The 23,760-nt window shown below is 58.6% G+C and carries 23 protein-coding genes; 15 read left to right on the top strand and 8 right to left on the bottom strand.

The genetic code is table 11. The features are described from left to right. Positions 1-15: 15 nt before the first annotated feature. On the bottom strand, positions 16-1,407 hold the full coding sequence (locus tag VG146_06850; protein HEV2392066.1) for a twin-arginine translocation signal domain-containing protein: 1,392 nt from the start codon (positions 1,405-1,407) through the stop codon (positions 16-18). A 130-nt stretch (positions 1,408-1,537) separates the two neighbouring features. Here VG146_06850 and VG146_06845 point away from each other — a divergent pair, with 130 nt between their 5' ends. Both VG146_06845 and VG146_06840 read left to right on the top strand, forming a co-directional pair. Next, positions 1,538-1,747 carry a hypothetical protein gene (locus VG146_06845; GenBank protein ID HEV2392065.1) on the top strand — a complete coding sequence of 70 codons (210 nt, stop codon included), beginning with the start codon at positions 1,538-1,540 and terminating at the stop codon, positions 1,745-1,747. Positions 1,748-1,842: 95 nt separating this feature from the next. Beyond that, positions 1,843-2,082 (top strand): hypothetical protein, encoded by a 240-nt coding sequence (locus VG146_06840; protein ID HEV2392064.1) that lies wholly within the window; start codon positions 1,843-1,845, stop codon positions 2,080-2,082. Between the two features lie 12 nt (positions 2,083-2,094). On the opposite strand, the gene VG146_06835 is transcribed toward VG146_06840, so the two are convergent. Further along, positions 2,095-2,775 (bottom strand): protocatechuate 3,4-dioxygenase, encoded by a 681-nt coding sequence (locus VG146_06835; GenBank protein ID HEV2392063.1) that lies wholly within the window; start codon positions 2,773-2,775, stop codon positions 2,095-2,097. Between the two features lie 166 nt (positions 2,776-2,941). Here VG146_06835 and VG146_06830 point away from each other — a divergent pair, with 166 nt between their 5' ends. Beyond that, positions 2,942-4,366 carry a Gfo/Idh/MocA family oxidoreductase gene (locus VG146_06830; GenBank protein HEV2392062.1) on the top strand — a complete coding sequence of 475 codons (1,425 nt, stop codon included), beginning with the start codon at positions 2,942-2,944 and terminating at the stop codon, positions 4,364-4,366. Here VG146_06830 and VG146_06825 read toward each other — a convergent pair whose 3' ends face one another. After that, positions 4,367-4,726, bottom strand: a complete 360-nt coding sequence (locus VG146_06825; GenBank protein HEV2392061.1) for a response regulator — start codon at positions 4,724-4,726, stop codon at positions 4,367-4,369. 81 nt (positions 4,727-4,807) lie between these two features. Next, positions 4,808-5,599 (bottom strand): hypothetical protein, encoded by a 792-nt coding sequence (locus tag VG146_06820; protein ID HEV2392060.1) that lies wholly within the window; start codon positions 5,597-5,599, stop codon positions 4,808-4,810. A gap of 327 nt (positions 5,600-5,926) precedes the next feature. Here VG146_06820 and VG146_06815 point away from each other — a divergent pair, with 327 nt between their 5' ends. Then, on the top strand, positions 5,927-6,748 hold the full coding sequence (locus tag VG146_06815) for an MBL fold metallo-hydrolase (protein HEV2392059.1): 822 nt from the start codon (positions 5,927-5,929) through the stop codon (positions 6,746-6,748). 97 nt (positions 6,749-6,845) lie between these two features. Here the strand turns inward: VG146_06815 and VG146_06810 are convergent, their stop codons facing one another. Further along, positions 6,846-8,279, bottom strand: coding sequence for a sigma-54 dependent transcriptional regulator (locus tag VG146_06810; GenBank protein ID HEV2392058.1), 1,434 nt, complete (start codon positions 8,277-8,279; stop codon positions 6,846-6,848). Continuing rightward, the gene (locus VG146_06805) at positions 8,254-9,687 is read right to left on the bottom strand and encodes an ATP-binding protein (protein ID HEV2392057.1); all 1,434 of its coding nucleotides are present in this window, start codon (positions 9,685-9,687) and stop codon (positions 8,254-8,256) included. Before VG146_06805 ends, VG146_06810 begins: the two co-directional genes overlap by 26 nt. 372 nt (positions 9,688-10,059) lie before the next feature. Between VG146_06805 and VG146_06800 the strand changes: the two genes are divergently transcribed. The 5 genes from VG146_06800 (at position 10,060) to VG146_06780 (ending at position 14,293) form a co-directional block, all read left to right on the top strand. Beyond that, positions 10,060-10,575: a response regulator gene (locus tag VG146_06800; GenBank protein ID HEV2392056.1), complete on the top strand. Its 516-nt coding sequence runs from the start codon at positions 10,060-10,062 to the stop codon at positions 10,573-10,575. Between the two features lie 7 nt (positions 10,576-10,582). Next, positions 10,583-11,080, top strand: a complete 498-nt coding sequence (locus VG146_06795; protein ID HEV2392055.1) for a hypothetical protein — start codon at positions 10,583-10,585, stop codon at positions 11,078-11,080. A gap of 2 nt (positions 11,081-11,082) precedes the next feature. Next, entirely contained in the window at positions 11,083-11,391 is a 309-nt protein-coding gene (locus VG146_06790; GenBank protein HEV2392054.1) for an isoamylase early set domain-containing protein, read from the top strand. A gap of 145 nt (positions 11,392-11,536) precedes the next feature. Next, positions 11,537-13,900, top strand: a complete 2,364-nt coding sequence (locus tag VG146_06785) for an autotransporter (GenBank protein ID HEV2392053.1) — start codon at positions 11,537-11,539, stop codon at positions 13,898-13,900. Between the two features lie 150 nt (positions 13,901-14,050). Next, a complete protein-coding gene (locus VG146_06780; protein ID HEV2392052.1) occupies positions 14,051-14,293 on the top strand; it encodes a hypothetical protein in 243 nt (80 codons plus the stop codon). Here the strand turns inward: VG146_06780 and VG146_06775 are convergent. Then, the gene (locus VG146_06775; GenBank protein HEV2392051.1) at positions 14,283-15,173 is read right to left on the bottom strand and encodes a sulfotransferase domain-containing protein; all 891 of its coding nucleotides are present in this window, start codon (positions 15,171-15,173) and stop codon (positions 14,283-14,285) included. The genes VG146_06780 and VG146_06775 overlap by 11 nt on opposite strands. A gap of 312 nt (positions 15,174-15,485) precedes the next feature. Further along, positions 15,486-15,968: a trehalose-phosphatase gene (gene otsB / locus VG146_06770; protein ID HEV2392050.1), complete on the bottom strand. Its 483-nt coding sequence runs from the start codon at positions 15,966-15,968 to the stop codon at positions 15,486-15,488. A 667-nt stretch (positions 15,969-16,635) separates the two neighbouring features. Between otsB and VG146_06765 the strand changes: the two genes are divergently transcribed. From VG146_06765 to VG146_06740, 6 genes are all read left to right on the top strand, one after another. Continuing rightward, positions 16,636-17,817, top strand: coding sequence for an amino acid adenylation domain-containing protein (locus tag VG146_06765; protein ID HEV2392049.1), 1,182 nt, complete (start codon positions 16,636-16,638; stop codon positions 17,815-17,817). Continuing rightward, positions 17,789-19,531 (top strand): condensation domain-containing protein, encoded by a 1,743-nt coding sequence (locus VG146_06760; protein HEV2392048.1) that lies wholly within the window; start codon positions 17,789-17,791, stop codon positions 19,529-19,531. Before VG146_06765 ends, VG146_06760 begins: the two co-directional genes overlap by 29 nt. After that, entirely contained in the window at positions 19,434-19,901 is a 468-nt protein-coding gene (locus tag VG146_06755; GenBank protein ID HEV2392047.1) for a condensation domain-containing protein, read from the top strand. Before VG146_06760 ends, VG146_06755 begins: the two co-directional genes overlap by 98 nt. 270 nt (positions 19,902-20,171) lie before the next feature. After that, positions 20,172-22,376 carry a hypothetical protein gene (locus tag VG146_06750; protein ID HEV2392046.1) on the top strand — a complete coding sequence of 735 codons (2,205 nt, stop codon included), beginning with the start codon at positions 20,172-20,174 and terminating at the stop codon, positions 22,374-22,376. Between the two features lie 239 nt (positions 22,377-22,615). Continuing rightward, positions 22,616-23,527, top strand: coding sequence for a DUF6159 family protein (locus VG146_06745; protein HEV2392045.1), 912 nt, complete (start codon positions 22,616-22,618; stop codon positions 23,525-23,527). After that, the coding region (locus VG146_06740) for a transposase (GenBank protein HEV2392044.1) at positions 23,506-23,760 on the top strand (255 nt) is incomplete at its 3' end. The genes VG146_06745 and VG146_06740, both read left to right, overlap by 22 nt.

Here is a 23,760-nt window from a genome sequence, read left to right as displayed (position 1 = left end):
CTCGCCTCCCGATTCTTAAACACACTGGGTCTGGCCAGGCATGGCGATTTGGAATTTGCCGTTGGCGTCAGGCATGACCGGCGCGTTGGAATCCCAGGTCAGGTTGTCCAGGCCCGGCGCCAGTTCGATATTCGAAGCCACCGCTTCGTCCCAGGTGATCATCTGGCCGGATTCGCAGGCCATGCGGCCCATGATGGCGGCAAAGCAGGATTTGGCGCAGCGCTCGGTCTCGTTGTAAGGCCTGTCGTTGCGGATGGCGTCGAAAAATAAATCGTGTTCGTACTGATAAGCGTCGAACGGCTGGCCCTTGTACTCCCAGAGCACAGCCTCGGAGGTTTGTTTGTGCCCCTTGAAAATCCGGGGCTTGGATTGGCCTTCACCCAGCAGCGCGCTGCCGGTCGCGCCGTGGGCCACGACACCCCAAAAATCGTAGCAGTTGCTCATGTGCCGTCCCTGACCGCCCAGGCGCGTGCCGTCCGGGAAATGATGTTCGGCCCAGTAATGGTCGAAGAGCTGGTCGTTTTCTGTGCGGACCTGGCGGCCACCCATGCCCTGGACCGAAACGGGCCAGTCATTTTTTATCCAACAGGCGACATCCATATTGTGAATGAGCCAGTCTTCATAGAAGCTTCCGTTGAGCCAGGTGTAATTGCTGTAGTTGGCAATTTGGTGGGCCAGTTCGGTTTGTCCGGGCTGTTTGGGGCTCAAACCGACCGGGCCGTGCATGCGGTAAGCCCAAAGGGTGATGATCTGGCCGATGGCGCCTTCGTGAATTCGTCCAATGGCCTCCTCCATCGGTTGCGAGTGGCGGCTCATGAGCCCCCCGGCAATCTTTAGATTCCTTTGCGCAGCCTGCTGTCCGGCTTTAAACACCCGGCGAATCCCCGGCGCATCGACTGCAAAGGATTTTTCCATGAACACATTCACCCCCTTGGCGACCGCGTACTCGAGATGAATGGGCCGGAAGGCGGGCGGGGTGGTCAGCAGGACCACGTCGCCTTTGTCCAGAGTGTCAATTGCCTTTTTGAAGGCGTCGAAGCCGAGGAACTGGCGCTCGGGAGGCACGTCCACCTGATTTGAGAGCCGTTGCTTCAATTGGTCGAAGCTGCCGGCCAGCCGGTGCTGGAAGACATCCGCCATCGCCCATAGTTTTGTCGGGCCTCGAGTCGAGAGGGCCTGCGCGGCGGCGCCCGTGCCCCGCCCGCCACAGCCCACAAGGGCAATTTTGATGGTGTTGCTTTCGGCGGCATAACCCGGACGACCAATAGCTCCGGTGAGCGCCGCGCTTGCCACCACGGCGCCGGAGGTTTTCAGAAAGTCGCGACGGCTGGTGACGTTCGAGGACATGCGATTCGAGGTGAATTCCAGGTTTACTCCGACCCCGATCTTCCGCAGGACATCATTCATGGGCTGAATGTGATGACTTTGGAAACTTGTGGCAAGCCCGACTTTTCATCACCCTCTGGCAAAAGACCGTATTGGTTGTAGCAGATTTGGAATTGACGGCCAGCCTCTCAGGGGCTACCGATAAAGCGTTATGAAGGCACTGATCCTTTTTGTGGCGTGGTGCATTCTCCTGGTGCTGTGCTGGCCGGTGGCGCTGCTGGCGCTGGTCCTGTTCCCGTTGGTTTGGCTCATCTCGCTGCCCCTTAGGCTCCTGGGCATTGCGCTGGAGGCGGTTTTTGCTCTGCTGCGCGCGGTTCTATTTCTGCCGGCGCGCCTGCTAGGTTTCAGCAGGAGCAGATGAGAAGCCTGCCGGGCCTGCAAACATTGTCAGCGACGCCGCTATCCACCACCTCCAATGAATCATTTTGGCAAGCCTCTTTCGAAACGAATCCCTATATGAATTTCAAGCTGATCCTCAAGACTCTTTTCCTGGCGGCTATCCTGTTACTCCTCGTCGTTATGGGCATGAACAACCGCCAATCTGTCGGGTTATCGCTCCCGCCTCTCCTGAAGGCTCAGAAATTGCCTGCTGCGCTTATGTATTTCGGTTTTTTCGCCGGCGGTTTGCTCAGCGGCACTGTGCTGACTGCGGGCAAAAAGGGTGGCGGCAGCGCGAAAACCAAACCGCAGAAATAATCGATTCCTTGCTCAGCCTTGCGGGGTCATGCCCAATACCATATCGAAGTGGGCCGCCAGTTCACCGATCCGGGAGTTTTTGACCGGAACAAAATTCACTGTAACCGACGCTCGGCTCGCCTCATCCCCAATTCGGCTCCAGATGCCATCCTGAGGATTGCCCGGGTCGCCTTTGATAAAGAGTTGGGTAGTCCATGGCTGGCGTCCTTTCATTTTTACCTTGAAATGAAGATGCGGAGCTTTGCGTCCGCCGTAAGCTATCGGCTTGATGGTGCGGAAGTAATATTCGCCGCTCGAGCTGGTGAGAAACCGCCCAAAACCCTGGAAATTCGAGTCATACGAGGAGCGGTTGGGCTGGTCGGCGAGGTAAATGCCGTGGCTGTCCACATTCCAGAGTTCAATGGTGGCGTTGCGAATCGGGTCGCCCCCGCCGTCCAGCAACCGGCCACTGACATGGGTGACTTGGCCCACGGCTGGAGTAATCGAGTCGTTCACAATGAGCAGGTCGTTATCTGTATCCAAGGGGAGCTTGGGCGGATAGAAGGGCCCCTCCTCGACCCAGGCGGTTTGGCGCAGCAGTTCCTCGGCGAATGCGCCCGGCACAGTGAACAAGGCGGTGGCAAAACTGAGATTGCGGAAAAACGCGCGTCGTGAGCCTAACGCGCCCAATGGCTGGCTGGAGTGAGTGTTCATATGATTGGGTAATCTTGCACATCAGGCCCGAGTCTGCCACAGACCTCCTTAAGAGAACATTAAGCGAGAAATCGAATAATCACCTCACCAGAATCGTCGGATTTGGGAATGAGCCTGTGCAACATGGCCAGCCGCTTGCGGCTCGCGCCAAGGCAATCCAACGTCCATGAAACCTCAAAAGCAATCCAATGACACCCAATTGTCCCGCCGCCAGTTCATGGGCGGGGCTGCCATTTCAACCGCTGCGTTTATGGTTCTGCCCGGCGCCGTGCTGGGCCTCCAGGGCGCCCAATCGGCCAATGAACGGCTGAACATCGCCGGGATCGGTTTTGGCGGCCAAGGCACACATGATCTGAGCCAGGTCGATACCGAGAATATCGTGGCCCTGTGCGATGTGGATAAGCGCTACGCCGCCCACACCTTTAAGAAGTATCCCAAGGCAAAGCAGTTCACCGATTACCGCCAGATGCTGGACGAAATGAAGGAGATTGACGCGGTAGTAGTTGCGACGCCGGACCATCATCACGCGTTCGCCTCGGTGGCGGCCATCAAGCATGGCAAGCACGTCTACTGCGAAAAGCCCCTCACCCACTCGGTTTGGGAGGCGCGCCAGGTTGCGCAGGCGGCACATGCGGCAAAAGTGGCAACGCAAATGGGCAACCAGGGCCAGGCGTCCAGGGAGACCCGTCACCTCTGCGAGTTGGTCTGGTCCGGTGTCATCGGCCCGGTCCACCACGCCCATATTTGGACGGATCGGCCTTCCAACGGTCTCTTCAACGAATACTGGCCACAAGGCGTCAACCGCCCCAAGGACACGCCGCCTGTCCCGGCAACGCTGGATTGGGACTTGTGGCTCGGGCCCGCGCCGTTGCGGCCATATCACCCTGTTTATCTGCCCTTCGTTTGGCGCGGCTGGTGGGATTTCGGCACCGGAGCGCTAGGGGACATCGGTTGCCACGCGATGGACCCGGTCTTTCGTGCTCTGAAATTAGGAGCCCCGACTAGCGTTCAGGCTGCTTCGACTCGCGTCAATGAAGAGACCTTTCCGCTGGGCTCGATGGTAACGTATGAATTCCCAGCGCGCTCAGCGGCTGTGCAGGAAAACAATTGGCATGTCAAGGGCCTCTCGGGTGCCGCCGCCGGGGGCATCGCGATGCCCGCCTGCAAACTGAGCTGGTATGACGGCGGGTTGCGCCCGCCCAGGCCCGATGGCCTCCCGGAGGGGACAAAGATGGGCGATAACGGACGGCTGCTCGTTGGGGAAAAAGGATTTATCCTGAACAATTCAGTATTTCCGGAGTCTTGCGCCCAGGAAGCGGCCCATGTGCCCGAGACGATCCCGCCATCTCCTGGGCACCATAAGGAATGGATCGAGGCCTGCAAAGGCGGCAAACCGGCCGGCTCGAATTTCGATTGGGCGGGTCCGCTGGCCGAGTCGGTGCTGCTGGGCAACGTGGCGCTACGGGTCCAGCTACGGGAAGAATTGACGTTGTACCGGCTGTTTTGGGATTCAGCCAATCTCAAGGTAGCCAATCTTGATGATGCCAACAAATTCGTCCGGCGCGAGTACCGCGAGGGCTGGAGCCTCTGATTATTTCAAATAAGACCCAGCGGCGACCAGCAGTTCTTCTATGGAACCCTTGGGCAGGTATTGGTCGGCGCCTTCGTTGAGCATCTTGCGGATGGCCTCGTCATCCTGGTCGGTCGCGGTATAGAGCAGAACGGGCACATCGGGGTGATTGCGTTTCATGAAACGCATCAGCACCAGCCCGTTCTCACCGGCGAGATTCAGGTCCAGGATGATCAACCCTAATTTGACACCCTCGGCGCGCGACATGCCTTCGGTGGCGTCGGCAGCGGTAATCACCTCGTAACCGGCCTCCTTAAAGGAGAGCGATACGATGTCGCGCCAATGCGGGTCATCATCAACGAAGAGCACCTTCTGCTCCATGGAAGAACTCGATAGCCTTGAAACGGCAGTTGGGCAAGTGTTTTTTCGCCCTGGAGAGCCCTTGCGATTCGATTCTGCACATCAGACCGCGGTTCCTTCGGCCATCAACTCTCCGCAGGAGCGCAGACGCCTCAACTCAGCGATAATCTGATGCCAATAGAGGCGGTCCGCTTCCTGCAACTCGCCCATACGGCTCTGCATCCATTGATTCACCTGCCGCTCCGTGGGAAGGTCCATCTCCCGGCCGGAGAGTAACAATTGAGAGAAGGTCTTTAGAGCCGGGTTTAAAGTTTCAAGGGGCAAACTCGCAGCTTGGGAGTGTTCGACGAAAAAGGCAGTCAATTCCGGCAGAGTAAAAATATTCTCAAGCCCCCAATGCAGATCGCTGGCCGTTTCCTCGGATTCGGGTTGCTCGAACCACGCCAAAACAAGTTTGCTGATAATAGGATAGTCTTCCAAACGCTGCGTTTTCTTTAATTCAACGAGCGGTTTGATGCCTACCGTTCGGATCGTTCCCCACTCTGTTTGTATCCACCGCGAGCTTTGAACTGCCCCGCCAAAAGACGCCAATCGCGGAGGATTTCCCATGACATCCAAAAAGACATCCGGTTGACCTTCCGCGGGCAGAACAAAATGAAAGCCATGCCCCCGCTTAAGGTTTTCAACTGTCAGTTGGGGCGTCAGCTTATAAAAACGCGACTTGCATGATCTCAGGACGTTTGTAAAGCCCTGACAGTTCCGGGTTGTCGGGTCAATCCAGAGATCAATATCTTCAGAAAATGTTGCAGCTCCGTACAGAACAGCCGCCTGTCCACTGATCAGCAGATATTCCACACCCTGATCGTTAAGGCTTTGGAAAAAGTTTGCGATCATGAACCCTGCCTGGATTGGGCAAACGCGAGCGCATCTGCCAACTCAGGCGCAATCGTTCCCTGGGTGTTAATTGCCGCCAAGCAACGGCTTTGTAAGGCGACTGCGACTCATTTGTCGTCAGCGATGCAGTTGTGCCCTTGAAGGTTTGCTTCCTCATTTCAGCGCATGCCCTAAATCATGTCTGGTCGCATAAGATCATTGTTTCCCTTACGAATGCAATCTGCAAAACGCCTGTTTGCTCGTTTTTGTTCCATTCCTCTCGATGCCCCTCGAATTCCGTCGTGTGTGGGACTTGCACTCGCCCCAGGGCGGGTTAAGGTCTGGCCTATGGACCTGGAAGATCACGCGGGCGACATCATTCGCAAGGCCCGGGCGATGTCAGGTGTCTCAACCCAAGAGGCCGCTAAAGCCGCTGAGCTGACAGAGGCTGACCTGGCCGGTTTTGAAGAAACCGGGCAGAGCGCGAAGAAGCTGAATTTGGCAGCCTTGGCGCAGCGGGCGGGGCTCGATCCGAAGAAATTCGAGGCGATTGCCGCGGGGTGGCGCCCGGCGCAACCGGAGCTCAGCGCCTGGCGTGAGCTGCGGCGGGTCACCACAAGCGAGGGCGGGATGGCGGTCAATTGCTATGTGGTTTGGGACGAGGTTTCACGCGAGGCGGCGCTTTTTGATACCGGCTGGGAGGCCCAGCAAATTATCGAACTCATCCAGGACAACCAACTCCAGCTTCGCCACCTGTTCATCACCCATTCGCATCGAGACCACATTGGGGCTCTGGATGCGGTGCGTGAGAAATTTCCCAAAATCAAGATTCACTCCAGCACAAAAGGCATCCCGGTCGATCAGCGGAATCGGGCCAACGATTTCATTCATCTAGGGAGCCTGCGCATCACCCATCGCGATACTCCGGGCCATGCCGAGGATGGCGTGACCTATATTATCGGGACCTGGCCTGAAGACGCGCCCCACGTGGCCATCGTCGGGGATGCCCTCTTTGCCGGCTCAATTGGCCGCGGCAACCAATCCTGGACCCTGGCAAAGGAAAAGGTCCAGAACCAAATCTTCTCATTACCTGCTGAGACGCTGGTATGCCCTGGACACGGCCCCTTCACCACCGTTGGGCAGGAGAAGGCGCATAACCCGTTCTTTTAGAAATCGAGTTTTCGTCTTTAGGCGTGAGGCTGTTGAGATAGGCCACCAGGTCAGCGATGGATGAGCGGGGGAGGTGATTCCGCTGGCGGGGAAAACGTTATTTATTTCCGTTATCGGGGTTCGAGAGAGAAGGGTGCAGGCCGATTTGGTGGAGTTTCTCGCGCACACGGAGGCGGGTGACACCGAGCCAGCGCGCGGCTTTGGCCTGATTGCCCTGGGCCAGGCGAATGGCTTGGGCGAAGAGTTCGGGTTCGAGGTCGGCTATCATTTTGGCGTAAGCATTGCGCTCTTCGCCGCGCTGGACGCGCGCCAGAAGGTCGGCGATGTAGGCAGAGTGGGTTTGGGCAGCCAGGGCCGGAGGTTTGTGGGTTTTGGCAAGGACCTGCTGGACGTGCTCGAGGGTGATGGCAAAAGGGCGCGCCAGAAGCAGGGCTTGGCGAATCACGTTCTCCAACTCGCGCACGTTGCCCGGCCACGTTTGCTCCTGCAAAAAAACCACAGCCTCGGGTTGAACGGAGGGCAACTCCACCCCGAATTCTTTGGCATAACGTTGGATGAAGAAACGCGTCAGGTCCGGGATGTCTTCGGAACGCTCCGCCAGGGACGGCAATTGGATCGTGACCACGCTGAGGCGGTAGAACAAGTCCTCGCGGAATTCGCGTTCTTGAATGGCGGTTTCGAGGTCTCGGTGAGTGGCAGCCAGCACGCGCACATCAACGGCGATGGTCTCATCCCCACCCAGACGCTGGATGGTCCGTTCCTGCAGCACGCGCAGGAGCTTGGATTGGGTATTGGCATTGAGGTCGCCGATTTCATCCAGGAAAATGGTCCCTCCATGGGCTTGCTCGAAACGCCCAATGCGCCGGGCCTGGGCGCCGGTGAACGAGCCGCGCTCGTGACCGAACAGCTCGCTTTCCAGCAGAGTCTCGGGAATGGCGGCGCAGTTGACGGCGATGAAGGGTTTGGCCGAGCGGTCGCTGTGCTGGTAGATGGCCCGCGCAATGAGTTCTTTGCCGGTCCCGGTGGCCCCCCGGATGAGAACGGTTGCCGGCGAGGTGGCCACGCGTCCAATTTCTTTGTAAATGTTTTGCATCACCCGGCTGCGACCGACCAGGGCGAACCCGGTCGAGTCGGCGCCGCCCATCTCGACCGGCTCGGACATCAGCCGCGAATGGGCGACCGCCGAGGCCACAAGGTCCAGTAATTCCTCGGGTTCGAACGGTTTGATGAGGTACTCGTAAGCGCCGACCTTGGTGGCCTCGATAGCGGTCTCGGTGGTGCCGTGGGCCGTCATCATGATGATCGGCAGCTTGGGTTTTGCCGCATGAAGCCGGCCCGCCAATTCCAGGCCGTTGAGGCCGGGCAGCTTCAGGTCGGTCAAGACGAGGTCAAAGGCGTTCGAGGTCGCCAGGGCTAGGCCCTCGTCGCCCCGGGGAGTGACATCGACCTTGTAGCCCTCGGCTTGCAACACTTTTTGCAACGCCGAGGCGGTCCGGGAATCATCTTCAACGAGCAGTATCTTTGCTTGCATGATCTTTGAGTCCAGGCAGGACAATTTCGAAAAGAGTGCCTCGGTTCAGTTCGGTCTGGTAACGGAGCAGCCCCCCATGTTTTTCAACGATGCGGGCGGCGATGGCCAGGCCCAGGCCGGTGCCGCCCTCTTTGGTGGTGAAGAAGGGATCAAAAAGCCGCTTTTGGACGGCTGGCGGAATGCCTCTGCCGGTATCTGCCACCGCCAGGATCGCCGTCGGACGCGAGCCATCGTCGCCATTGGCCTGGGTCAGGCGCAGCGTGATCGAGCCGTGCCGGCCAATGCTGTCAGCCGAGTTTTGGACCAGGTTAATCAGGACCTGCTTGAGTTGCTGGATGTCGGCCTGAATCCAGACTGGCTGCCGAATATCCCGCTTCAGCTCAATGGCCGCAGGTTCCAATTCCGGCTTCATGAGCGAATAGACTTCATCCAGTATTCGCTCCGCAGGAACGCGCACCAGCTCGGGCTCGGATGGCCTGGCAAACTGAAGGAAATCTTTGACAATCCGGTCAAGGCGATTGAGTTCCTCGCTGATGACCCGCGCGTCTTCATTTTGAGCGAACTCCTGCGGCAGAGATTTGCGCAGGCTGAAGAGGCGGAATTTGATGGCGGTGAGAGGATTGCGGATTTCATGGGCGACCCCCGCCCCCAGGGCCCCCAGTGAAGCGAGCTTTTCCTGCCGCTCGATGAGCGCCTTGCTTTGGGTCAGTTGAGCCCGCAACGGCGCGAGCATGCCGCGGTAAACCAGAACGGCCACCGTGCCCGCGAGCCCAACCAGCAGAACCAGCGACAGCAAAAAAAGCCGCTGAAGCGAAAGCATGGCGTGATCGGAATCGCGCACAAAGACATCGAACTGGCGGTGCTGGACCTGGACGACATCTTCGCAGGCCTGGAAGACCGGCTGGGAGTCCCTTCGAATGATGGCGTAGGTGTCTCCGAACCTCTCGCGCACCGGGGCGCCCGAGGTTCGCAGGAACGGGCTGACCTGTTCCAGGAAACCGGTGTAGGCGGTTTGCAATCGGGCGAAGGTTGGGTCCTCGCCAGGCCCCAGGAAGCTGCCCTGTCTGCTGTCGAGCCACAGCTTCAGTGCATGGGCGTCTTGCTGGAACGTTTTGAGGTCTTGGGGATTGTGAGTGAGTTGATAATCCAGCAGTGTCTCGGTCAGCTTGCGCAGGCTCAGTCGGAAATTCACGCCAAAGTAAAACTTCTCCGCTTTGATGGCGGCGAACCCTTCTTGCAGCCGGGCCTGTTCGCTCCAAATATTTGCGTCAATGCCCGCAATGAGAACGGCGCCCATCAAGACGGCCAGGGCGAATCCCGCGACGCGAACACCAAAGGAGGGGCTGCGCCAGGTCGCCCGGTGGGCGACGGAGGCGGAGCCCGAGATAGTTTTGGGAAAGCTCTTCACAGAAAGGTCAGGAGCGGCTCGCCAGGGGACCGACCATGGCTTGAATGCCGGTTAATAAGGATTGAGAAAAGAAAAAGGACATAACATCGCCGCTGCCAAAGGGCTTTAAGCATCAGACGCGTGATACAACAGCTTATTCTAGGATTGTTGGCACTTGTGCGCAACCGGTCAGTGCGCCGGCGCCCCCCGCTTGCTGCGATTTTGGTGGTCCTGGGGACTCCACAGGTGGCACTAAATGTGTCGCCCCGATTGGGTTGTTTTTCGGTGCCCGCGGCGAAAACGCCTTGAAACGGGGTCTTTCGAGCATTTGGGTCTCCTGGCACGGAACAGGCTTAGAAGGGGTCTTGATGCGCAATGGCACACCGAGCGGCAATGAAGAAACGAATGCTCATAATAGACGATGACGCCGAGGTGCGGGCATCGATGAAGAGCGTCTTGGAAGGAGTCGGGCACCAGGTGTGGGCGGCCGCCGATGCGCAGGCGGCCCGCAAAGAGCTAGGCCGCTCCCCGATGGACCTGGTCCTGCTGGATTTGAACTTGCCTCGCCAGGGTGGCTGGGAGCTTTTCGAAAGCATAAAAGGGCAGTATCCTTTGCTGCCGATCATTCTCATCACGGGGATGCCCGGCCAGTATCCAATTGCGCTGTTGGCAGGGGCGGCGGCCTTGATGGAGAAACCCATCGAGGTGACGGACCTGCTCAATGTCATTGACCAATTGCTGCTCGCGCCAAACCAGACACCCTTGCGCTCAACCTGTGCTTACCCGGGACAAACGCTCCACGTATCCGCAGCACAACAAGCGGGTGCGCGGCCCAAGACGGGCGCGTCTTCCCTGACGCCGGCCAGTTTTGGCGGCCCGCTGCTCGCCAAACCGTGGAAAAGGAGCTGAATGCGATATGAAACTGAAAATGGGACATGCCCTGCTAGGGGTCATTCCCTTGCTGGCGAGTTGCGCGGGGCAGCCCGTGCGGGTGGCCGCCGTCGGGCCGGCCCCGTACACCATAGCAGCCTCTTCAGACCGCGCCGGACAGCTCCAGGTCTTTAGCGAGACGGAAGAATATGAGTACGATGAGAGCGTCCCCTATTATCCGCACCGGGACTACATGATCTTAACCATGACTGGCAAACGGCTCAAACATGTTTGGAATCATCAAAATCACGAGGACGAACTGCCCGCAATCATCAGTCTGCCCGCTGGCAAGTATCTGGTGACAGCCAACGCCGAACAGTATGGACCGGTCCAGGTGCCGGTGGTGATTAAACCCGGCGAGATGACGCGTGTGGTTCTACAACCCGGCTGGAACCCAGGAACAGCGTTCGCCTCGACTGATTTGGTGCAAATGCCAAAGGGCTACTTTATCGGCTGGCGCGCGCAGTTGCCTGCAGGAGAATGACCATGGATGCTCTTTTTGAAACTGCCAGCCGCGCCTCTTCAGGCAAATCGATGACCAAGCCCGTCAACTTCTACTGCGCTGCGGCCAAAGCAAAGCGTGTGTATTTGCTGGGGGATTTCAATGACTGGAACCCCACCAGCCTTCCCATGCAGCGGCGAGTGGACGGCTGGTGGTTTCTCCAGGTGGGCTTGGCTCACGGCCATCACCAGTACCGCTTTTTAGTGGACGGCAAGGCGGTGCTCGATCCCCGGGCGGCGGGCACGGCGATTAATAGCCAGAAAGAAAAGGTCTCGATTGTGGCGGTCAGTTGACCCCGGGATTGGAACGGACGATAATGATGGAGGCCCTGTTTTTTTTATGAACGGAAACCAAAATCGGCTGGCCCGAGCAGCTTCCAGTGAATGGTGGCAATTCGCGTTGCCCGGCGCCGGTCCCAAACCGGTTGCCTGAAAGAATATGAACCGTATTAACCGCGCAGCATTCCTTGGAATCCTCGCGTTGTCGCTCGCAGGTTGTGCCGGCCACAAATCCGCCGAAAACCCTGCTTATTACTACGCCAACGCGGGAACTGAAGCGTCTTACCCGGGCGGCGGGGGCGCAACCAGCCAGTCGCAGTGGCCGCGCACGGTGGTCCAGGGGACGACCACAAATGTGGTCTATGAGCCCCAAGTGGATTCGTGGGATGGCCATCAACTCCTGGGGCGCGACGCAGTTGCCGTCAGCGCGGCCGGGCAGCGTCAGCCCGTTTTCGGCGTGGTGAACATCCAGGCAACCACGCTGGTGAACAAAACCAAACGAACCGTCACATTGGAAAGCGTGAAGGTTCTGGGCGGCAGCTTTCCTTCCGCGCCGCAGGAGAGCCAGCAATACGTGGGGCTGTTGCAGCAGAGTTTTCCAAAGGAACTTCAGGGCCTTTCCCTGGATCGGCTCGAGGCGAGTCTGGTGGTTGCGCCACAACAGCTCCAGGGTTCAAGCCAGCCTCTGAATAATGCACCGCCCAAGATCATCTTTTCCACAAGGCCTGCCATCCTGGTTTATATTGACGGCCCTCCGGTCTATCGGCCTGTCGAACATACCGGCTTGCAACGAGTCATCAACTCGCGGTTGCTCATCCTGAAGGATAATAATGGGCGCCTTTACGTGCATGTACTGAATGGGTATATGACGGCTCCGAAGCTCGAAGGACCCTGGGCTGTTGCGGATACTGCGCCCCCAGGGGCTGCCCAGGCGGAGCAGGAAGCGCAAATCGGCCCCATTCCGGCGGACCTGCTCGAAAGCGAGGGCGCCTCTCAAACTAACGCCGCCCCCGCTCTTTCTGCGGCCACGGCGCCTGCTGTTTATGTGGCAACGAGCCCAACGGAACTGGTTCTCTTTGAAGGTGCGCCCAATTTCGTTCCGATTCCCGGCACGCACCTGCTCTATGTGGCGAACACAACGGGCAACGTGTTCAAATTGCTCACCGATCAAAAGAATTACCTTTTGATTTCTGGCCGCTGGTTTCGCGCCCCGTCTTTGGACGGCCCCTGGCAATACGTGCCGGCCAATCAATTGGCGGCGGACTTTGCCAATATCCCCGATGACAGCCCAAAGGAGAACGTGAAGGCCAGCGTGCCGGGGACCCAACAGGCCGCCGAAGCGCTTCTTGCCAACAGCATTCCCGAGAGCAGCAGCGTTGCGCGCACGACCCAAATGCAGGACCCGCACATCGACGGGGCGCCGCGTCTGGGGGCGATAGCCGGGACGCCCTTGCATTATGTGGTGAACAGCGGCACGCCCATTATCGAAGTGGACGACCATTCCTGGTATGCCTGCCAGAGTGGGGTCTGGTTTGCTGCCGCCTCAGTCAATGGGCCGTGGACGGTCGCCAGTTCGGTCCCGGCCGTTATCTACTCTATTCCGCCCAGCTCGCCTCTGCATTACCTGACATATGTCCAAGTGTACGGGTCGAGCCCGGACTTGGTTTACGAGGGCTATACACCAGGATACTTGGGCACAGAAGTCGAGGACGGAGTGGTTGTGTATGGCACGGGCTACTATTATCCGCCGTGGATAGGAGATTATTGGTATGGCTGGCCGGTTACCTGGGGCTTTGGCTGGGGCCCCTGCTGGACGCCGTGGGATGATTGGTGTTTTGGGTTTGGCTTTGGCTGGGGGATTGGGTTTGGCCCCGTCGGTTTCTGGGGGTGTTATCCACTAGGCCCGTGGTGGGGGGGTTACCGACATTTTGGTGATCGGGGCGGTCTGGTTGCCGGCAGACGGGGCGACCGATTCACCACGGCAGGCAATCTGTATGCGCGAAGTGCTTCTCGAGGGGGCTTTGGCGCGCGGCCTGGGCTCGATCCTGCCGCCCGGTTCAGCAGTTATGGACGCGCTTACAACTCACGCACCGGCGCGCCGGCAGCCGGGCAGCGTGCAGGCGCTCCTGGATTCTCTGGCAGCTTCGACAGAAACCGGGCCGGCAACTTTGGCCATGAGGCGTTCGCTGCGCGCGGCCAATACCCCAACGGCAGCGGCCAGGTTGGTAGCTGGCGTGGGACGGCCGCGGTCGCGCCACGATACGCGTCGCGGTCGTCCTTTGGGGGCTTTAGCGGACCGCACAAGGCCGGTTCGTTCGCCGCGCCGCATAGTTATGGAGGCGGTGCGTCTGGGGGTTATTTCCGTGGCGGAGGTTATGCGGGTTACGGGGGTTACTCGCGCGGTTATGGCGGGGGCTATTCGCGTGGCGGTGGCGGTTGGGGTGGGCACGGCGGTGGTGGGGGCGGCGGCGGCCACGGTGGTGGTGGCGGCGGGGGCGGCGGACACGGCGGAGGCGGCAGGTGAGTGGCTGGAGTATGAGATTGCACCGGTCCGGGCGAAGCGTCGTGGACTTCAGGATTAATGGAGAAGGCCGGGCAGAGGGGTCCCTCTGGCTCCTCCCAGGTATTGGGATGTTCGCCATGACAACGCCGCACGCATTCGCAAGCGGCGCTCGTGACGCGGCGCAATTACACGTTGCGCCAGCAGAAAGAGGCAATCATGAAATCGCAAAAAGCAGTAGTGGTCATTGGCGCCATCACGCTCACGTTGGCGGCAGGCTGCAGCAGCTTGCACAAGAGTGTTTCCGGAAGCGCCTGGAGCGAAACGGGGGCACGGGAAGAACTCCAACAGGAGCGCAACTCTGCGCCCGGTGGTGATTGGAACATCATCCAGCCCGAAGAACCGCTCAAATGGTAAAGCTTGGGGCGCAAGCGCTTTCTCTTGTGGAGTGTTCGAGTTGCTGTGACCAGCCGGGTTGCTGTTCGTAACCAGCCAGCAGTAACACATCATTATACAATTGCTCAAAACGCTCGGCAACGCGCGGCGTAAAATGGTTCCGCCAATCGCCGGCTGTTCCCTTGCGATAATGAGAGGCCACATTCTCCTGGCCGGGCTGGCGGCCACCGCTGAGTTGGAAAAAGGAATGGTGTTCGGCAACTTTGTCCAACTGGCCCTGAGGAACCTTCAAACCCCAGCCCTGGTCGAACATGCAACCCAGCATGCGCGGGGCATCAGAAAAGAAATCTTCCAGCTTAAAACAGGGGACTTCCGAATTGAGCCAGGTCCGTTGAATCCGAGCAGCCCGCACCAGCCAGCCCTCCGCCAAATAGAGCAGCGCCCCTTCCGGGCCGAGTCGATTGAGAATGTTGCGGAAGACATCCATGCCATCGACTTTGAGTTCATGCGTGAAGCCAAGACTGAAATAGGCTGATACGAGTGTATCGCGCAGGTCCCGGATGATAACGAAAGCCCTGCTCGTTTCGGGAACTTCCAAGGTGTCGAACTCGGGCTTGCCCATGTAGCAGCAAGAATAGACACGCCCGGACTGGATGGGGCGATCCCATATATGGCGCTCGTGGTACTCCGGTTTGACCACGACTGGGCCAAACAGCTCCTTGAAAATGCCAAGCATCCATTGGGAGGCCGCTTTGTGATGAGTGATGTGGAAGAATGTTGATTTGGGAGGCACTGCGAACTCCGGGGCGGCGACTGCCGTACTCTGCTCTGGTTCGTCAGATTTTTGTGGTTGGACCTCAATGGCGCGCTCGCCTTTGAAGAAGAGTTCTTTCAATTTCATAGCGTGTAATGAGCTTCTCAGCTCTTTTGACCCACCGAATGCGGCCTTCGGCCACCCAGCCTTCCGCAAAGCCAGAAACATGCCAGAGGGTGGCCGCGCAGAAGGAAAAGCTGCCGAAATCAGGCCCTCTCGAACAATCCAACTTAAAAGGGGCGCACCCAACAGGGACGCGCCCAACCGCTTCGTTGGTTTTTGTTTCAATTACCCCAGACGGGGCTCACGTGGACCGGGTTACAGGAAAAATAGGAGAGTAGAATCCAAGTGAAATGAAACAAATCGAATCAACGATGGTCTGGTTTGTTTCAATTTGTTCTAGCAGGATTGCGCGGGGATTGCTGCGTCCAATCCATCGATCAAGTTTCCAGCGCCAGTGGCGTTGTCTTTGTTTCGAGGGGCGCTCATCAGGCCACGAAGCATCCGCCGCACCGCCGCGGGACTTCCCAGGTGATAGCGAGCCGCGGTTTGGGCCACGCCCACCCGTATTGTACAAGCTGTGGCCGGCAAGGCGCGAAAGAGCTCCTCGTCCGTCCAGTCATCCCCAATAGCCAGAATAAAGCCCGGAGCGAGCGCGCCGAGCCATTCATTGGCAGCGATGCCTTTGGTGATACCTGTATTGCGAACCTCCAGGACTTTATCGCCTTCGAGAACCTGGACATCGATGTTTCTGGTGTAGTCAGCGAGATGATCCGGCAATTCCTTGGAGCGCAGCGAGGCCTCCTCGGGATCGGCCCTGCGATAATGCCATGCCAACGAGAACTCCTTCTCCTCGAGCAACGCCCCTGGCAAGCGGTCCACGTAAAACTGATAACTGGGGGGTTGAAGTAGAGCCAGATATCCTGAGCCAGGTCGTAGTGCGCCATTCGTTTGCAACCCTCAGCGGAGGCCGTCCTCCGGGCCAGGAAGATGTTCACTCACATTATCGCAAAGGTATCCCCGGCGAGTGGCAGAAGTATTTCACTCCTGAACTGGCCGGAAGGTTTGAGTCGCTCTTTGGCGAGGTGTTGCTGATGGGGGGTTATGAAAGCGCCCCTGGCTGGTCGAGAAGATGCTTTGAAAATCCATAGGCTCGTTCTCAATTCCAAAGCTACGTTTTGGGCCGCCTGAGAAACTTTTTGGCACCTGTCGAACCAGCATTGGTCTGATTTGTTCCATCCCATTTGGTTGGGCAGTGCGGTTGGGCACAAAAGAGGCCAAAAAAAACGCAAAGATACCGCGGCTGCGGGGGATTGGCACATGGCCAGCTTAGGTTAGTGCGGCGCGAGGCATTGGGCGAACGGGTGAGATGCCAGCATCAAAGAGGACCGGCTGCGCAACAACCGCGCGGCCACTCAGACTGAAAGAGAAAGAAACGGGTGATCGAGGAAACCGATGTTGAAGGGAGTGCGATCAGGAACTGCGGGAGTTCGCCGCGTCATGGGCCAACTGGCGCGAAAACATCTCCTTGAAACCGATTGGAGCGGGCATGATAGACAATGACAGGCAGCAAAAAGGTTTAGCCGACACTTACATCCATTATTTTGAGGCGCAGGCGGCACGCACACCGGAAGCGACGGCGGCTGTTTTTGGGGGCGAAGAGTTGAGCTTTGGGGAACTCCAAAGACGCTCCAATCAGTTGGCGCGTTATCTTCAAATGCTGGGGGTTGTGCCGGAAGTGCTGGTAGCAATCTGCCTTGAACGTTCTCTGGATTTGTTGGTGGCCCTGCTGGCGGTGTGGAAATCGGGAGGGGCCTACCTTCCGCTCGATGCGGCATATCCAAACGAACGCCTGGCCTACCTGCTGGAGGATTCGCAAGCCGGCTTGCTGATTACTCAACCGCAATTCAGCTCCAGGTTCCGCGGCGCCCAGACCCCTTTGCTCCACCTGGACGAAGCGCTTTGCCAGGCGGGCGCCGCATCCTCGGAGAAAGTCCATTGCCCGGCTCAAGCCGGGAACCTGGCTTACGTGATTTACACCTCCGGCTCGACGGGCAAACCCAAGGGGGTCGAGATCACGCATCGTTCGCTGCTCAATCATAACCTGGCGATCTTGCGGGCCTATGAATTGGTGGGTTCCGATCGCGTCTTGCAGTTTGCTTCCTTGAGCTTTGACGTGTCGATCGAGGAGATTTTTCCTTCGTGGCTTTCCGGGGCGGCAGTGGTTCTGCGCGATAATGATTTGGTTTGGTCAATTCCTGCCTTCCTGAATTGCGTTGAGCGGCAAAGAATCTCGGTTTTGAACCTGCCTACTGCGTATTGGCATAAATGGGTTGGAGACCTGCATGAGATGCGATGGCCGGCCTCAGTCAGATTGGTAATCATTGGGGGCGAGAGCGCATCGGTTGAGTCTTATCGGGTATGGCGGAAGGCAGTGGGTCCGGGCGTCGCCCTGATCAATGCCTACGAGCCAACCGAGGCAACCATAACCTCCACCACATACAAAGCGGGTCCGCAGGATGAAGCATTGGCCATCGGCGCGCCTCTGCCGAGCGTGCGCGCGCTCGTGTTGGGCGAAGATGGCAAGCCCGTCGCTGCTGATGGAATAGGACAATTATACCTTGGCGGGCAGGGAGTAGCGCGTGGCTATCGCAACCGTCCGGGACTTACTGCCGAGCGTTTCATTAGCAGTCCGTTGCCGGATGCCCCCCCCCTCCGAGCGCTTCTATAAAACAGGGGACCTGGTCCGGCTGCGTTCAGACGGGAATCTCGATTTTATAGGACGCGTGGACCGCCAGATCAAGATTCGAGGGTTTCGAATTGAGCTGGAAGAAATCGAGAAGGCCTTGCAAAGTTGTGCCGGCTTGAAGGATGCCGTGGTTCAAATGCGCGAGGACCCTCCCGGCCAAAAACGTTTGGTGGCCTATTATCTGCCAGGCAAACAGCCGGAACCAACGGTGAGCGATTTATTGAGCCAGTTGAGGGAGCAATTGCCTGCCTATATGATACCGGCGCAATTTGTTTCCTTGAAAAGCCTGCCCTTGACCCCCGCTGGCAAGGTGGATTATCGCGCTCTGCCCAAACCGGCCAACGTCCGGCCCCGCATGGGCCAAAGGCCGGTCGAGGCTCAAACCGAGACAGAGCAACAAGTTGGCCTGATCTGGCAGGAGGTCCTCCAGATCGAGGGGCTCGGTGTCAGAGACAACTTTTTTGACTTGGGCGGCGACTCGTTACTGGCCATGCAGGTCATTTCGCGGGTGCGGGATGCTTTTGGGATCGAATTGCCCCTGTCCCGTCTTTTCGACGCCCCTACCGTTGAGGGATTGGCCCGTCGATTGGATTCAGCAACCCCAGATGTGCCCAATGGAAAGGAATTGTTCTCGACGGGACTGCCTGACGCCGGGGGGGCGCCCGCTTCCTTTTCCCAGGAGCGGCTCTGGCTATTGCATCAGATGAATCCAAAGACGGATGCTTACAATATGGCTTGGGCGCTTCGGTTAAAGGGCAATTTGGATGTTGCTGCTCTGGAGTGCGCGCTGGGAGAGGTCCTGAGGCGTCATGATGTCTTGCGAACCAGTTTCCGGTATGCCGATGGGTGCTTAATGCAAGCCATCGATGGAGAAGCCCGGTTGGAAATGGCGGCCACCACCCTCGAACACGTGCCGGCCAAACAACGAGAATCCAAATTGCAGCAACTCCTCGCCCTGGAAGTCCGGCGTCCTTTTGATCTAGCCAAGGCCCCTCTGATGCGCGCCAGCCTGTTTAAACTGAGCGCAACCGAAAGCGCGTTGTTGCTGGTAATGCACCATGCCGTCTCCGACGGTTGGTCTCTGGCCATTCTCTTTAAGGATGTCCAGCGCTTTTACGAAGCCTTCGTTTCCGGCTCCTCTCCAACCCAACCGGCCCCGGCCTTGCGATACGCCGATTATGCGCGATGGCAGCGGCTCTATATGAGTGGCCCGCTTCTGGAGCGGGAAGTGAGTTATTGGAAGCAACTCCTTTCAGGAGCCCCTCAGCAAGTGGCTTTTCCACAAGACCCCCTGCCGTCGCCCGAAAAGCCCGCGGCCTTGCGGCAGTCGCTCGTTTTTTCAAGCAAGACCGCGCAGGCAGCGACCCGTTTGGCCCGGAGCCGCCGAGCCACGCCGTTCATGGTGCTGCTGACGGCCCTTGCGATTACTTTGAAAAAATGGACGGGGGCAACCGACCTGGTTATCGGCACTGTAACGGCCGGGCGTTCTCGGCGCGAGTTTGAGGAGTTGGTCGGCTGCTTCATTAATTTTCTGCCACTGCGGCTGGACCTGCGGGGAAAGGAGACCGGCGAACAGGTATTACTCGAGGCCCCCCCGGGTGGTGCTCGATGCCCAATCCCACCAGGACTGCCCTTTCGAGCAGATTGTCATTGCGACACAGCCAACTCGAGGTGCCCGGCGCAATCCACTATATAACGTGGCCCTGCTGTGGCACAACGTCCCCGGCACACTCGAATCCCACAGCAACGCCCTCCAAATCACCCCCAGCCCCATTCATCCTCTGTCGGCCTTGCTGGACCTTCGCTTCGAGGCCGAGCCTCGCAATAGCCAATGGTTGTTGTCCTGCGAGTACGATTCAGGGGTTTTCTCCCAAGGGAGGATAGCCTTTCTGCTGCGTTCCTTTTCAGGGGTGTTGGAAAATCTCATCCGCCGGCCCGCACTCGCCCTGGAGGATTTTGCTCTGGGAGAAACCTCCGTCAGGCGCTGGCTGAGAGCACTGGGACTCTCAGGGCCCAAGAGCCTCAGCAGGCCTTCAGAGGTGGTGGGCGGCCAAGGCGCCACCTGAGACCTTTTTTGAAATCCCATGGCGTCCTGTTTTCGAGTTAAACGCCGGATGGCGAGGCGCTGCTAAGGAAGCACAGGATTCAAACAGGTCTTTACCCCGAAGCCACACCGTTGGGCGCATGGTTTCGAGGGCCTGTACCAGAGACTCCTTGCGTTCGTCTCCTGCAAGGATTTGGAACCGGCTTTCTGATTGAACTTGGACCGTTGGGGCTAGGGCTCTTTCAAGGCTTGACTTTGTTCCTTCCTCATTCTAATAACCTCAACAAAGGAAATGAGCATAAATTCTAAACTCTCCAAAATCCAAGGCCGGGAAGCAGTTCCTGCAATCTCCTTCTGGAAATCGAGCCGGCTCGTCCTGTTTCTGGTGCTGCTCTCGATGGCTAGCGCGCGGGCCGACATCGTCGCGCAATGGACTTTCAACAGCCCCGCCCCGGATGGGGATGCCAAGACCGGCAGCAGAATCCCCTCGACTGGCAATGGCCTGAGCTCTTATGTCGGCGGCGCCGGGCCGGCATCAAGCGGAGAATTCGTTGCCGGCAATACCCGCCTGGACCCGGCGGGGGCGGCAGACAATTCGGCGTGGAACACCTCAAAATATCCGCCCGCCGCCAGCGCCAATAAGTCGGCGGGTGTGGAATTTGACGTGCCGACGACAGATTACGAGAACATTGTTCTGAGTTGGTCACAGCAAAACAGCGGCAGCGCCAGCCGTTACGCCCGCCTGCAATACACCCTGGATGGCAGCGCCTTTAATGATGCGGACGTGATCGCGCTCTACGCCGCGAGCGTCTTTACGAATCAATCGGTTGATTTAAGCGCCATTGCCGGGGCTGCCGATAATCCCCGATTCGGTTTCCGGCTCGTAACGGAATTTGAGAGCACGGCAACTGGCTCAGGAACCAACGCGTATGTTCCCACTTCCGGTTCGAGCTATACAACCAGCGGCACAATTCGCTTCGACATGGTCACCATCTCGGGCGCGCTGCGCGCGGGCGCCAACACGCCGCCGCATCTATCGACCCTCACCAACTTGACTCTGCGGGTTTACCAATCATCCGAGCCACTGCGCGTCCTGGTTTGGGACCTGGAGGATGCGCCGGAAAAGCTCACCCTGGATAAGGCCTCCTCGGACCCGGCAGTGCTCCCCTCCGCTAACATTATTCTCGCCGGCGCTGGCGGGCAGCGGACGGTCACGATTCTCGCGGCGGGCCAGCCAGGCCTCTCGGTCATTACGTTGTCCGTCATCGATTCCGGTGGCAAATCCAACAGCACAACCTTCACGGTCCAAGTCCTGCCGGAGAATACGCCGCCGTTCATTTCGAGCGTTGGGCCCACCAATACGCTGCTGAACACGCCGGCTGGGCCAATCGCCTTTAACGTGGGCGACCTCGAAACTCCCGCCGATAGTTTGGCCGTCTCGGCTCGTTCGGCCAACCCGTTGTTGGTGCCCAACACGCCGGCCAATATCAACTTGGGAGGCAGTGGCAGCGATCGCACGGTGATACTCACGCCGGCGTCTGGACAAAGCGGAGTGGCGCCCATCACCCTGACCGTCAGCGATGGCGCCAACACAACCAGCAGCGCCTTCTCGCTCCTGGTGCGGCCCAGCCCGGCTGTTCTCCTCGAAGAGCCTTTCGATTACCCCAATGGCTCGCTGCTCTCCAATTCGGCCGGGTTATGGGACAACCGCTCCGGCACTTATGGCCAATGCCAGGTCACCAACGGGCAACTCCAGATCACCGGCGCGCAAACCGAGGACGTCATCGCGCGGTTGGCCGGCGCCCCTTACGCCAAAGGCTACGGCACTATCCTTTACGCAAGCTTCAAGGTGAAGTTCCTTGCCTTGCCCAAGCCCGCCCCAGGTTACTTCGCGCATTTTGCCGACGGCAGCATGCTCCGCGGACGGATTTTTGCCTCGACAACCAACTCGTGGCCGGGCGGGTTCCGATTGCTCGTGGCCAATGGACTGGACCACGCCACCAACCAGTTCTTTGCCGTGCTGAGTCCTGATTGGACCTATACCGTCGTGACCCGCTACGCAATTGATACCGCAATCACCACCTTATGGGTCGATCCCAAGGCTGAATCCGACACGGCCGTGAGTGGCGCAGACCCGCAGACGGCAACTCCAATCGCCTCCTTTGGGTTCCGCCAGGACAGCGACCTCGGCGCGACAATCCTCATAGACGACTTGCGGGTTGGCGCCTCATTTGAAGCGGTGACGGCCGCGGCGCCCATCGCCGAGCCGCTGGCGTTGAGTATAGAGCGGGGCGGCGCCGGTGTCATTCTGCGTTGGGCGAACCCGGCGGCAACCCTCGAATGCGCGCCGGCGGCGCTCGGGCCTTATAGCGGTGTTCCCGGCGCAACCAGTCCATTCACGAACATGGCACAGGGGACAGGCTTTTTCCGTTTAGCCCTCCCCGTCTCATTGGCGGCCGAAGACTTCCACGGATCCAATCTGCAAAACGATGACTGAAGGCCACGGCCCCGGCCGTATGACGGGATTCTTTAGGGCTGTGCGGCTCTCATTCACACGCCGCTTGGGCGCGTTGGCGTGAACCTTGTTTCACCTCCGACTGGGCAAGGAGTTGACAGAGGTTTTGGCGCTCATTTCGCGGCCCGCCTGCCTCTCTTTTTGTAATGGCATTTGCCAGTCATCTATGGTGGAATCCAGCTCGTGACCCAACAATCGTCATTCAAGAAAGGAACGATTCCATGAGCAAATTCCAACGAAGCTGGTTGTTGTTGAAAAGTTCGCTGTCGATCATCGCCCGAAACAAGCAGTTGCTGGTCTTCCCAATTGTCATCTTTCTTTGCACCCTCGTCATTATTCTGTTCTTTCTCGCCCCGCCGCTGCTGCGGCCCACAGGCTATTCCTATCTCTCCGCGCAGCATTGGCAGGCCATCAGCCAGTCCCTCTTCACCCATTCAGGGGGCCGGCAGGGAGTGGGCTTCACCGGGGCCGCCCTGGCTTACGGTGTTTTCCTCTATTTCGTGTCCATGTTTGTCGCCACTTTCTTTAATGTCGCCTTCTACCACGAAATCCTCGCCGCCCTGGGCGGCCAACCCGTCTCCATTGCCCGCGGTCTCAGGTTTGCCGCCTCGCGCTGGCAGGCTATCGTGACCTGGACACTTTTTGCCGGCCTGGTTGGCCTTATCATTAAAATGATTGAGCAACGCCTCGACCTGGTGGGTCGCATTATGGCCAAAATCATTGGCCTCGCCTGGAGCGTCGCGGCCGTTTTCGTTATCCCCATTATCGTGCGCGGCGAGCAGGGGGCCAACCCCGTCGCCATGCTGCGCAAATCCGCTGGCTGCTTGAAGAAGACCTGGGGCGAGGCCCTCATCGGTTACGTCGGTTTGGCCTTTGCCAACACCTTAATTCTGCTCGGCTCAATTGTCGTGCTCGGCGGCGCGCTCGCCCTCTCGGTTGCCTTGCACAACTTCTGGTTACTGGCTCTTGTGGGCCTGCTCTGGTTCCTCTCGCTCATCGCCTGGAGCTATTTGGTCGGTGTCGCCAGCCAGGTCTATAAAGGCGCCCTCTACCTCTATGCCGCTGACGCCGTTGTTCCCGAGCCTTACAACCAGGAGATGCTCGACATGGCATGGAAGTTCAAAAAAAGCTGACCCTTCTCCCACGGTCGATCTGGCTTCTCCTTCCTCATAGCCTCTCCGCCGGGCTTTGCACCTCCTCCATCCCGCATCCCTTGGCGCCCCGGGCGGAGTTCGTCATGGTCTTTACCACCGTGAGTCAAGCGGTGCTGGACACTCGCGAGGTTCTGGAACTCTACCGCGTTCGCTGGCAGATCGAATTACGTTTCAAACATCTCAAAAGCCTGTTGGGCTTGGGCTGCCTGCCC

The organism is Verrucomicrobiia bacterium (assembly GCA_035946615.1).
In the GTDB taxonomy this organism is placed as follows: Bacteria; Verrucomicrobiota; Verrucomicrobiia; order Limisphaerales; family UBA8199; genus DASYZB01.
The sequence above is the reverse complement of the archived record's forward strand: the minus strand, read 5'-3'. Positions and strand labels throughout refer to the sequence as shown.